This is a genomic window from Psychrobacter sp. FME13, assembly GCF_014861395.1.
Taxonomy (GTDB): domain Bacteria; phylum Pseudomonadota; class Gammaproteobacteria; order Pseudomonadales; family Moraxellaceae; genus Psychrobacter.
In genome coordinates this window covers 1-12,190 of sequence record NZ_RRYV01000089.1, presented here as the reverse complement: position 1 = coordinate 12,190, position 12,190 = coordinate 1, and the positions used below count along the sequence as shown (strand labels likewise).

The window sequence follows — 12,190 nt, the reverse complement described above, 5'->3', positions numbered from 1 at the left end:
GCATGTACGCGGTCGTGTAATACTTGCTGATAGCGTAGCGCACCAATGTTTGCGCTGATGCCCTCGCTATCACTTGGACTCGCTGTGGTGATAATGAGCTTCGGCGGTGTATGTTCATCCGTTTGCTCATGACGCAGATAGGCGGTCAGTCCTTGACGTGCAAGCCGCTCACAGATATGTGTCCAGTCACTGATTTGCCACTGGGTCATGCGTGCAGGTGTCCAGCTGGCGTCTTCACTATTGCTATCATCGACGGTCTCTATCTCTAGAGTAGCTGTGCGTTCTGCCACCATTGATTGTACCGATAGGTCAGTGTCTATATGACAGCGTGGATGCTGATGCAAGCGATAGGTAAGTGGTTGTGCGAGCAGACGATAATAGCCATAGCTGCCATCGTGATCCAATTGATGTATGGCCGTTAGGTATAAATGACGGTAATGTAGGCCGCTTGGGGTATCAAAGCTTAAGGTAAGTGTGCTACCGATTAAGTCAGTGAGCGGTGTAAAGGGCGGATGGTGACGCTCATGAATATAGACTTGCAATACATAAGTATCGATACCATGCTGCTGATGTTGTTGATTTCCGTTTGGGTTTAATTGGGCAATGATATCGTCTTCATAAGACGCCTGCATCAGCTTGTTTTGCCACGCTTGATGAGCACTGATGTCTTGCTGCGCACTTGGATAGAGGGCTTGAGTGCTGCCTTCACTAGCATATAGCCTATCAGGGTGCATGGGCAGCACGGTGTTGGTCAAGCGAAGCATGGTAGTGTTCCTATTCTTTGTGCAACGGCATTATGTTTTTTTGAGCGTTGGCATCAAAACATAAGTGTTTGTCTGCCATTATCATTACGTGTGGCAACATCATTCGACGATATTGTTATTTGACGACAGTGTTATTCAACGACAATGTTATTCAACGACAATGTTATTCCTCGAGGGTGAATTCGATACGGCGGTTACGAGTCCGCCCTTCTTCATTATCGTTACTAGCGATAGGATCTGTGTCACCTTTACCTGTCGTACTAAGCCGAGCAGCATCGATGTTTCGACCGATAAGATACTGCTTGACGGCTTCAGCACGATCGTTGGATAGGGCTAAGTTGGCAGTAGGGTTACCGACATTATCTGTATGCCCAGTGATGGTGACCGGTTTATCACCGACCCGCTGCAACACGCCTGCCATATCATCTAAAATACCAAGCCCCATAGGCGTGAGATTAGCGCTACCAGATTCAAACTCGACAATACGGTTGCCAAGAGTCTCATCGATGAGGCGCTGTTCACCTTCTACGATGACCAGCTGGTTATCTAACTGATAGAGGTCGGTTAGGCGTGTAGAAATACGATTTTGGATTGCTTGTTTTTGTTCCAAGCTACTTACTTTGCCATGTAAGCTAATGGTTGTACCATGAATATCGATACGGCCCTGACTAATATTAGAGATGTCACTATCGATAATGGCTGTGGCTATCTGTTGCCAGTTGGTCGGTATACTGATATTCGACCGTACTTCGATCTCATCTCGGATGGTTTTATCGGGATATTGCGCCTTTAGCTTCTCTATAAGCTGCTGCTTGTCTGAGCTAGTCGCAACCACACCTTTGATGACGACAGGTACGTTTGGTGTTAGACCATTATTCTGCGCTGCAACGACAGCCGCACTGATGGGTAGTGTTATAGCAGCCGCTAACAGCAATTTTTTTGAGTGACCCGTTAGCTTGGAGTTTAGTATGTTAGAGAGGACCTTCATTCAAGTGCCTTTTTAATCTTAATAGTATTGAGCAATTATCAAATATAGGTGTCTGATATATAGCGATGACCGCCTATCGTAATATCATCTTTTTGATGCACGATTATTGTGCCAAAAACGTCTTCTTAAACAATTGCCTAGTATCATACAGGTAGAGGTTGTCTTGTAACAAGACTTTATTGAAGCGAGTCAGTCCGATATCCTCATCGATATAACCTTGCGTCCAGTCACTATGAGAGATAACCACCCAATCTTCGGGATAGCTGTCTTCGCTCTCTGATATTTGACTCAGTATATGCCCATCAGGTTTTGTGAAGCTCAATAGTAGGCGATAGCAATTAGAAACACGGTAGAGATAAGTATTCAGATAGAGTTGATGTGGTTGATAAAACCCACTGATCAAATCATGCCAAAAAGTTGCCATATGTATGGAGTTCTCTCTATCAGAAGTGAGTGACCAACAGATGACTTTATTAAGACCTTGAAAGCCTTTGGCAAAAGTAGGCAAAAACAACAAGCCAGTGGCGATGATTTGCTGTATCAATTGTGATTTATCGATGTTCATCAATATGGCGATATCTTGCAAAGTAGAGGTATTGATAAAGTCGTAATAGTGAGTACTGGCATTATTATTGATTCTAATCTGGCTGTGGTTGAGGTAGTCCATCAACTCAGCATTGTCAGTTTTAGACTTAGCTATGCTGAGGATTTCCTGTGTATCGTCCCAAATGGTAGCAGACTTAATTGGTAAATAATTCATCCAGCTTTTTGGCTTGTCAACATACTGGACGCCAAAACCTATAATCGGATAGTTACGATAACTGCTATCGTGACTAGGAATAAGCACACCGGTGATAATCTCATTGGATGTGGTATTCACGTGACTAAAGTTTAAAAAAGCTGTTTTGTTGGTTGTCGTCCTATCTACCAATCTGTCGCTAAATAGTGTTTCTGAGCTGACTAAAGCTTTGCTGACCCACTCATCAATGGCATTGCTTTCAGGAATGTGTGTGCGTGCCCGTACAAAATCGCCACGGGCAGGCAGTTTGCCAAAATATACTAAAGGTAACGATTCAGGAGTCACGGCGTTGGCTCCTGTGTGTCAGTTGTGGTTGTATTGCTATCCGTTGTGGTAGTAGGCGTGTCAGTTTGGTCACTGTCACTGTCACTGTCACTGTCGTCAGTCGTGGGCGTCAAGTTCAACGCATTTGGTGCTGGTGTTGGCTCCGTTGTACCATTGTCTTCACTGCGTGGCGCAGTCGGGCTGTTTACTGGGCGCCCAGTTGATGTACCGCTGTTAGCTTCATTACCGTTAGCTGAATTACTGTCAGAGACCGGCATTGCCGAACGTGTAACACCAAGAGCGATTACTTCATCAGGTAGCTTCATACCAGTAAATGGATTGCTTGCACGGCCTTGAGGGGTAGTGCCACCACCACTGCCACTAATCAGTCTAAAGCGTACTGGAATAGTAATGCCATCACCTGACCAAGCCATCTCAAAGATGTCATCGCCAAGTTCAGTGCGGCGAGCACTATTGATCATTCTTTCTACCCCAAAGCTACCCGCTTCTTCAAACACAGTAAAGTCTCTACCGTCATAATCTTTGGCCCGGATACTAGCACCAGGCTGGCTACTTGGGTTGGGCCATACAAATGTGGTCCAAGCTTGGGTGCCCATACGATAGCGAAGCTGCTGACCGTCGACCACAATCGTATATTCAGTCAAGCCACTAACTGGTAATGGCATAATCTGGAATGTGGTTTGGTTAGCCGCACCGTTAGCATTAGTACCACCAGCAGGGCCAGCGCTACTGTTACCAGTATAGTTGGTGAAATAACGACCAAAATCAGCGACAAACTGTGGGTTCAGGCCCAGACCCGCACCATTCCAAATCTTACTTGATATCTGATCACCGCGACGAATGATAAAGGGTGACAGGGTTTCATTAACGAATCGTGCCACATAGCCATCTTCACCAAAGAACTGACCAATCTCTGCAGGTGTTGCCTCTAAGTTGGCATTGGCAGTGAACGGGTATTTTTTCTCTAAATTATCGAGGAAAGGCTTACCTACTTGTGCTTTCCATACCTTGTTAATTTCAGCCTTAGTTGGTGTCAGTAGCATATTGAAGGAGCGTGTGAGTGGCTCACTCAATAATGGGCGGACGAGTTTTTTGATTTCAGAATTGGCTTGGCTGAGTATCTGTTCATCCAAAATTTGTAGCGACTTGGTCAGCTCTGAGCCATCAGGACTTAGCGTCTGTGAAGCAAACAATAACGCATCAGGACCGATGTCATCACTACGCGCAATATTATTGAAGCGTGTTCTAACGTCACCTAGACTTGCTAAGTAATTGTCTAATAAAGACAAGTCTTGATTGTCCTCTCTGGAGACTACCAGTGCATGTATGGATGAGAACTCTTGAGCAATCACACCCGATGGTGCTGCAGGAGTTGCGGCGTCACTACCACCACTGTTGCCTAGAGCTGCTTCTGCCTGTCGTAGTTCGGCCGGGCTCTGTCTCAATATGGTTTGCTTGAACCAATTGACAAATGAGCGTCTAGATTCACCACCATTTGCAGCAGCTGGAGTAGACGCTTTGTTGTCCCATTGAGTCTGACGATCAACCGTTACAAACAGTGTTTTTAATGGTGAATCTGCCGCATTAGATAGCTGACTTAATAGCACCGCATGATCATCGAAACCTTTGCTATCACGAATATATACTTGTGATAAAAACCGCTTCCATTCGCTGATATATTCTTGTTTATAGCGGTTGACCAAGTATTGTCTTATTTGTTCAGGACTGCCTGTCAATGTAAGATCGTTTTGGCTACTGGTTGCTAGTACCCAATCATCTGCTACCACTCTAGTAGTAGCTGCTTTATCGATCTCATCACTGACGAAAGAGTCCCATGCTTGTCTGGTAAAAGTGCCTGAAATAACGTAGCTACCGAGTAAGGCTTCATTGGCAGTATCTTGAGTGATTTGAGCGACTGTTACGGATGGAAAGCGGGCAGAGGCGCGCATTTTTATTTCAGAGTAGACCCGATCACGAGCAGGTTGACCCTTACTAACTTTTGACAGGGTATTGCGTGTATTGTCTACCAGTCCCAAGTCGTTTTGAATAAGTGGAAAAGCAGGGTCATCGACATGAGCCAGTGTGAAGCTCAAGATACGCTCGGCTTGGCGAATCATTTTATCACGTGGCATATCGGCACGATTAGATTCAAGCCAATTACGCCAAAAACGCGTCATCTGATCGCTTAAATGACTGGTTTCGAGATGTTCATGACTACTCAGCATGAGATAGGCTTTTAGGGCATTATAGGCATCTTCAACATCTGTAGGATCGGATTGAATATAAGCGTCATTGGTCGCTGCTTCCTCAGCCGTATCGTCAGAAGCTTCTTCTGTGCGCACTTCTAGCTGTGCTGCATTTGAATTCACCTCTGTCAAAAATTGCTCAATATTTTGTTTGGTAGGTGCCAACACAATGATGCCAATACCGTTATAGTACTCAGCCAATAGCTTTTGCTTAAGCTTATCACCCTGATACAGACCAAAGCTTAGAGACAAGGGTTTGTCTTCTTCGTAGCCTTCGAGTTGTTCTATTCGGCTTTGTAAGATATCAAGCGACTCAAGCTGCGACTGTAGATCACCATTAGCGCTTTTCTGTAGCTCGGCGACTTGTTGTAAGTCAGCCACGACACGTTCAGAGAGTTGCTTGTTATTAGTATATGACCATGTCCATAGACCTGCTGCCACACACAATGCAACCACAGCAGCTAGGGTCACAATCGCACGATGACCACGTTTATTACGGTTTTTATGCTGTTTGACAAGATGCTTATCTTTTAAGATGACTTTTGAAAATAAATCTTGCAGAAAATAAGGCTTGTCTGCAGCTTCCTGCTGCGCATTAAGTGGTATGGCAGGTGGACGCAAGTCATAGTTTTGTACCATTTGTAGCGTCATTTGGCTGCTAACTTGCCCATCCTGTAAGGCGCTGGTAAAGTAAAATCCGCGCAGGATTGGCTTAAACTGGAAAGGGTTGTCTTCAAACAAAGCATGCATCAGCGTTCGTATCATTGGACGTAACGACTGAAACTCCATAGGGAAAGTCATAAGACTGGGAGACACGGTCCGCTGATGACGCAAAGATAATTTGGTTGTGCTCAAATCTTTTAGACCATTGACCAATATACCAAAATGATCTTCAAAAACATCGGTGATATTTATATTATCAGGATCTTCCGGGTAGGGAATGGTCGCACCCCAGACTTGATCGCGCTCTTCTTGTTCATAGTCATTAAAGAAATCACGGAAGCCTGAAACCAAATCCATCTTGGTAAAGACTACATAAACAGGCGCATAGACTTCTAGTTGTTCAGTTAAATCTTGGACACGGCTGCGTAAGTTTTTGGCCAAATCTAATGCATAGTTGGGATCATTTTTGGTCAGCTCAGCGATACTAACGGCGATGATAATGCCATTAATAGGTGCTTTAGGTCGGTTCTTTTTGAGTAAACTTAAAAATGACAGCCATTCTGAGCGATCTTCTTCATATACAGAATAGCGTCCAGCTGTATCAAGCAAAATTCCTTCGGTCGAAAAAAACCAATCGCAGTTCCGTGTACCGCCAACCCCTTTTACAGACAGTTTATTAGTCTGATCCATAAATGGGAATTTTAAGCCGGAGTGTAGTACCGCTGAGCTTTTTCCTGCTGCTGGATTACCAATGACCATATACCATGGCAGCTCATACAATGCCGCTTTACCTGTTTGATCGCCAATTTTGGATTTACGAATGGTTTTAATCGCATCTTGCATTTGCTCACGTAAGGCTTGCACCTCTTCGGTGTTTTCATCTTTTGCTTTATTAGCGCTATCTTCGCCATCATTGGCATTGTCTTCTACCAAATCTGCCAAATCCTCTGACGATTTTTTACGCTTTTTCCATAGATGATAAGCGACAAAACCTAGCACAGTACAGGTGATTAAGATGCCAATAATAATGTAAAAGGTTTTGATGGGGACATAGTCATATAATAAGACTAAGGCGACTATGATGCCCAAAGCTACTAGCACTCTTGGGTTATAGATAAGATGAAAAAACCTTGAAAACATGCGTGCTACCTAGTGTAATCTTAAGATAATAAAATGAGTGTCTACAACGATACTGTTCATCAAAATGATGCCATCAAAGCGATGTCGTTAAAAGCCATGTCGCTAAGAACTGTGTCACTAACAACTATGGTTCTGACTTCTGAGAGTCATCTGCTAACCACAGTATAGAGCAATGCTTATGTTGAGTAATCAAAAACAGGCTGTCTGACTCTTGTTGGTCTTTTTCTGCTAAGTCAACAAACAACGATAGGCTAATAAATGACTTTAACCAGTTATTGAATGGCATATAATGCCCTAAATGGTATTCATTTACTAGAGCGCCTTTTGTGATAAACGCCTCAACAAAGCTCATATATACCGACATATCATAAGGTTGTGTTGATGGATTAATGTCTGATATAGCTGTAATACTAGTATCTAATGGTGCAACATTAGTCTTGGTTTCGGTGTCGTCTGGCTTTGTTGTGGGTTTGTTTAGCGTTTTTGGCGATGCAGTATTAGTCGGTACTAATGACAGCTCGTTATCTATCAGTAAGTTTTTAATAGTTGTTAAGTGGTTTAGGTAACCACGTCTATTATTCATGCGTTCAGTAGTATGGCTATCGTGATGTTTAGCATCAGGTGTATGCACCTCTGTCAATAAAACGCTGGTGCTGGTTTCAATATTGAGTAAATCTTGAGCCGCTTTATTAAAAAATACTAGCAATGCACCAGCCTCAGTGGGAACGATATTAGATGTTTGCTGTGAGTGTAGGTGCGTATCGAGCCAATCATCACTCATTTGTGAGTCTACAATGAGCAATAGGCAAAGATCAGGAATCGCTGACTGCGATAACGATACAAGGTGTTTATTAATGAATCCAGCAGGATCGTGAGTGGCTATATCATCTATGTGCTCACTTGTTACGCTATCTGCTGATTCGTTATCATCAGCTACAATCACTGTGAAAGAAAGCAGTATGTCAGAAATGCCGTAAGTCGCTAATTGCTCTTTTATTGCCGTGATAAGAGGCGCGGAGTCAGCACTAGCAGGCAGACATAGATAGATAGGTAGCTTGGACAAGTAGCTATTAGACGCAGTTGACATTGAGTCGTCATCACTCTCTTGCTCGGCACTCACTAAGTAATGCTGCTGCCATTCGGGATGAATATTGATAGCTGAGTTAGACTGCGCATTGTCTTGCTGATGGTGTTGATAGAAGTGTTCTGCGAGGACAGATAATAGCTCATCACTCAATGCAATTTGCTCATGAATTAATGAGCATAAACGCAAAGTAGTATCATCTAGTGTGGCTATACGTTCTGTACGTGCATCACTCTCCTCAAACCTTTCCTGATTGACATGGTTATCTAAACGGTTGTTATCTAGACTGTTATCAAAATCTGTATCTTCTACATGATCATTGGATCGATAGCTATAGGGTAGTGAAGCAGCATCGGTAAGTTCTTTGATGGGTTTAACCAACATCGGCATACCATCAAAATTTGTCAGATCTTCACTTAATACAGTTAGGTCTTGGTCATTGTCAATAACATCAGACCAGCTATTTCCTTCAGGTAAGCAAACGCGGCTAAATATAAATAATTGGTGGATATCAGGCAGTTTGACATTTTCTTTTTTGTCTGACGTCTCTCCTAAGCTTTCAGCTTTATCACTGGCTCGTTTGTCCAGCTTCTTTTGCCACCACAATAGAGCAACGATGGTGCCAATGAATAGTAATGGGATGGCCACGAACCACAGTATTAATCCAGATGAAGTAAGCTGTCGCGCATTGTCTTCAAAGTACATCCAGACTACGATGAGATATAGCACCAGAAATATCACCAAAGCCCGGCGTCCATAAGACAGTATTTTTTTTGCGCCCACTGATACAAACTCCTGATTTGTTGAGTTATGATTGTCGTTGCTATTAGATAGCCAAACTTACTAGGCAGTATTTTATGGTATTAATAGACTTCTTTCTACTATATTTGACGACTTTATTTCACTTACCCACAGCTAGATTATAAGAGCATGGCACAGTTACAAAGTCTTTATCGAATGAGATGACGCTATAATAATCAGTTATAGCAATGATATGCAGCAAATAGCAGGAAATGCAGATAGTATGCGAGCAGTATAAAGAGACATTAGAGGAGTTTAATGTGATTAATTTTTTTTATTAGGGCGTGTTGAACATTGGGAATAAAACGATGGCAAAAAAATAGCAAACGGTTAGTCTTTAAGTTCTCACACAAAAAAGACATCGTTTGCTATGCCTCGTACAATGCTCAAAGATCAACACTGGACAAGACTAAGACCTATATTACTAGAACTTAATATCTATGACAAAGGGAATCTTAGACAAACAGTCGAAGGCGTATTATATCGTATGCGTGTTGGCTGTCCTTGGCGTGATTTGCCACCTTATTTTGGTAAGCCTAATACCGTCTACAAGGCTTATCAGCGCTGGTTTCGTAGCAATAAATTGATTGCACTGTTTGCTTTATTAATTAAAGACTCAGACTGTGAATGGGTATTTATCGATGGCACGCATATTAAAGCACATCAGCACAGTAATGGTGGCAATGAGGTGGAACAAGCCATTAGTAAAAGTGTGGCAGGACGCGCCACCAAGATTCATTTAGCAGTTGATGCCCATGGCAACCCTATTACTTTTATCCTATCAGATGGCACGACTCACGATGTAAAGGTCGCTCCAGACTTAATTGATAAGATTAATTTAAGTGGTACAGATATGCTATGTGCCGATAAGGGCTATGATTCTGATCCGCTGCGAGCGCATATTGAACAAGCGGGTTGCTTCAATAATATTCCTCGAAAACAGAACACTAAGTCCACCAATAACCATATGGACTGGCACTTGTACAAGGCTCGACACTTAGTAGAAAATGCTTTTGCTAAGTTGAAAAACTACAGGGCGGTTGCCACTAGATTTGATAAGCTCAAGCAAAGTTATGAGAATACGGTGGCTCTCGCTTGTGCCTATCTTTGGTTGAAACTTTGAATGTTCAACACGCCCTAGTATAATTAAGTCAGCTTTCTTTTAAACAGATACGATTTGTCTATATAATACTTGCGAAATATAATTTATCAACGCCTGTTTGTCTTTAATTTATCATTTTAACGATCATTGCTGTGTACTTATGATTTACGTGCTTGTGTCTGTCTTTACATTTATTTCTGTCGTTGTGCTTGTCATGCTATTTGATAGGCAGCTGTACACGCGACTGTTAAATAATATTACGATAATTTTTCAGAAATTATTTAGTGCTAAATCCAAGTCGACATCAATGCGCACTTCAGCATTAAAGACCCAATCAAAGCCGTTGCGCGCTCATATACAACAATTAAAAAGCAAAATTAAAAGGATAGATATTTCTCGGATTCCAGTCATATCAGCACTGTCGTTAGTGATTGTTATGGCAACTGCTGGGCTGTGCTATGCCTTAATTACCAACTATTCTCTTGAGGTATATCATGCGAAAGATACGACACTCAGCACCCCAAGCAATCAAATCAGCCAGTTATTAATCGGAGAACGTTTGCGTCCGCCACCAACGCCACCTGAAGAACTATTTGCTGAACTAGATGCTGAAATTGCAAGTTATCAAGCGAGCACAGCGGATGATGGCTATTGGCCAGATAGTCAGACGAACCTACCTCAGACTGACAGACCACTAATGCTACCTGAGCCTGATTTGTCTGATTTAAAAGTCCAAGATAAGAGCACTGGTTATTCAGGCGATATATTAGCGTCACATCTTAGTAATGGTGATATCAATATTAAGAACGCTGACCGTAATTGGAAAAAAATGAACTCAGAGTTTGTTCAACGGCTGTTGACTGTGTATAAGGTGATGAGTGATCAATATGGCTATGAGATGGTGCTTTTAGAAGGTTATCGCAGCCCTGAAAGACAGGCAAGGCTGCTTAAAAAAGGTTCTCACGTGACAAAAGCGGGATCATACAAGAGCTATCATCAGTTTGGTTTGGCAGGTGACAGTGCTTTTATTAGGAATGGTAAGATTGTCATTACTGAAAAGGATCCTTGGGCGATGCGAGGTTATAAATTATATGGTAAAGTAGCGAAGTCTGCTGGACTTGTGTGGGGTGGTGACTGGCGCATGATGGATCTTGGTCATGTTGAACTACGTAAAAAAGGGGTGCTCGGCCACCCAGAAATGGCAGAGATTTTGACCAGTCAATAATGACAATAATACTTCAAGGTAAATTGAAAATATGAACAGATGTATGACACTGCCGATATCATTGATTGTTACAGGCCTATTGCTAAGTGGCACGCTAACTGGATGTAGCACTGATAGATTTAGTAGCTCAAATGACAACGCCTCTGAGCTAGCAGGTGAGTCTGGTATTACTGACAAGATAAAAGGTCTTATCAGTAATGATGATGACTTGCAGGAGCTCAAAGGCCAGCTAGAGGAGCAGCAACAACAGCTAGAGGCATTGCAAAAACATTTAAAACATCAGACGATTCCAGTAAGTATTAAAGCATCGGCCAGTGCCAATGCTGGTCGTGCAACACAAGGTACAGCGAGTACTGCTTATATAGCATTTTTAGAAGAAGACAGCCAATTTACTGAAGTTGAAACGCTAGCTGCGAAAGAGATTAGTGTCATTCCTAATCGTGACAGTAATCTGAGCTTAAATATTCCGCAAGATGCCCGTTTTATTGCGGTGAAAGTAGGGCTGAGATACACCAAAAAACGCTCGCAGTTTCTCATTCCAATTACCAGTATCAACTTTGACACACCACTCACGCTTAATATTGGCGCATGCGATGTAAATATTACGGAAGGCATCAGCCCAGACAAAGCACCCGAATTTACGACCAAACTAAAATATTATCAGCAGCCATTGACCAGCTGTTCGTAGGAGATTGTCTTGAGTAAACACAGAGTATTATGGGGCGAGGGACTGTTTCTACGCCCTCAGCATTTTCAAATTCAAGACACTTATCATAACTCGCAGCGGGCATTGAGTATGATGTTGGCACATCCATATGCGTACGGCGTGTCTGATGTTCAAATTGATAAACAGCTTTTGGAAAGCAATTTATTAAGCTTCCAAAGTATTTATGCTGTATTACCAGACGGAACGATATATCAAGCGCCCCGTACTGATGCATTGCCAAAAGCTATCACGTTGGATACTCAAGACAATGGCGATGATGTATTTGTATTTTTGAGTTTAGAGATAGTTCATAGTGGCGGCAGTAATATACATAGGACTTACGCAACAATCAGTCTAGGCGAGCGTAACTGCTCGCAGAGATAGTCA

9 protein-coding genes are annotated in these 12,190 nt (G+C 42.6%); 4 read left to right on the top strand and 5 right to left on the bottom strand.

The features are described from left to right. The 5 genes from EI164_RS10685 to EI164_RS10665 all read right to left on the bottom strand — a co-directional run. Positions 1-764: contractile injection system protein, VgrG/Pvc8 family (locus tag EI164_RS10685; RefSeq protein WP_192519949.1), on the bottom strand; the 764-nt coding region annotated here is incomplete at its 3' end. Between the two features lie 163 nt (positions 765-927). Further along, positions 928-1,752 carry an OmpA family protein gene (locus EI164_RS10680; protein ID WP_192519948.1) on the bottom strand — a complete coding sequence of 275 codons (825 nt, stop codon included), beginning with the start codon at positions 1,750-1,752 and terminating at the stop codon, positions 928-930. A 103-nt stretch (positions 1,753-1,855) separates the two neighbouring features. Then, positions 1,856-2,836: a type VI secretion system-associated protein TagF gene (gene tagF, locus EI164_RS10675; RefSeq protein ID WP_192519947.1), complete on the bottom strand. Its 981-nt coding sequence runs from the start codon at positions 2,834-2,836 to the stop codon at positions 1,856-1,858. Beyond that, a complete protein-coding gene (gene tssM, locus EI164_RS10670; protein WP_192519946.1) occupies positions 2,833-6,885 on the bottom strand; it encodes a type VI secretion system membrane subunit TssM in 4,053 nt (1,350 codons plus the stop codon). The genes tagF and tssM overlap by 4 nt, the downstream gene beginning before the upstream one ends. A gap of 124 nt (positions 6,886-7,009) precedes the next feature. Continuing rightward, positions 7,010-8,752 carry a hypothetical protein gene (locus EI164_RS10665; RefSeq protein WP_192519945.1) on the bottom strand — a complete coding sequence of 581 codons (1,743 nt, stop codon included), beginning with the start codon at positions 8,750-8,752 and terminating at the stop codon, positions 7,010-7,012. 388 nt (positions 8,753-9,140) lie between these two features. Here EI164_RS10665 and EI164_RS10660 point away from each other — a divergent pair, with 388 nt between their 5' ends. The 4 genes from EI164_RS10660 to tssK all read left to right on the top strand — a co-directional run bounded on the left by EI164_RS10660 (position 9,141) and on the right by tssK (position 12,187). Next, positions 9,141-9,893: an IS5 family transposase gene (locus EI164_RS10660; RefSeq protein ID WP_192519944.1), complete on the top strand. Its 753-nt coding sequence runs from the start codon at positions 9,141-9,143 to the stop codon at positions 9,891-9,893. Between the two features lie 286 nt (positions 9,894-10,179). Beyond that, on the top strand, positions 10,180-11,097 hold the full coding sequence (locus EI164_RS10655; RefSeq protein WP_225739230.1) for a M15 family metallopeptidase: 918 nt from the start codon (positions 10,180-10,182) through the stop codon (positions 11,095-11,097). A 43-nt stretch (positions 11,098-11,140) separates the two neighbouring features. Then, positions 11,141-11,785 carry a hypothetical protein gene (locus EI164_RS10650; protein WP_192519943.1) on the top strand — a complete coding sequence of 215 codons (645 nt, stop codon included), beginning with the start codon at positions 11,141-11,143 and terminating at the stop codon, positions 11,783-11,785. A gap of 9 nt (positions 11,786-11,794) precedes the next feature. After that, positions 11,795-12,187, top strand: a complete 393-nt coding sequence (gene tssK, locus EI164_RS10645) for a type VI secretion system baseplate subunit TssK (RefSeq protein ID WP_192519942.1) — start codon at positions 11,795-11,797, stop codon at positions 12,185-12,187. The last annotated feature ends 3 nt before the right edge of the window (positions 12,188-12,190 follow it).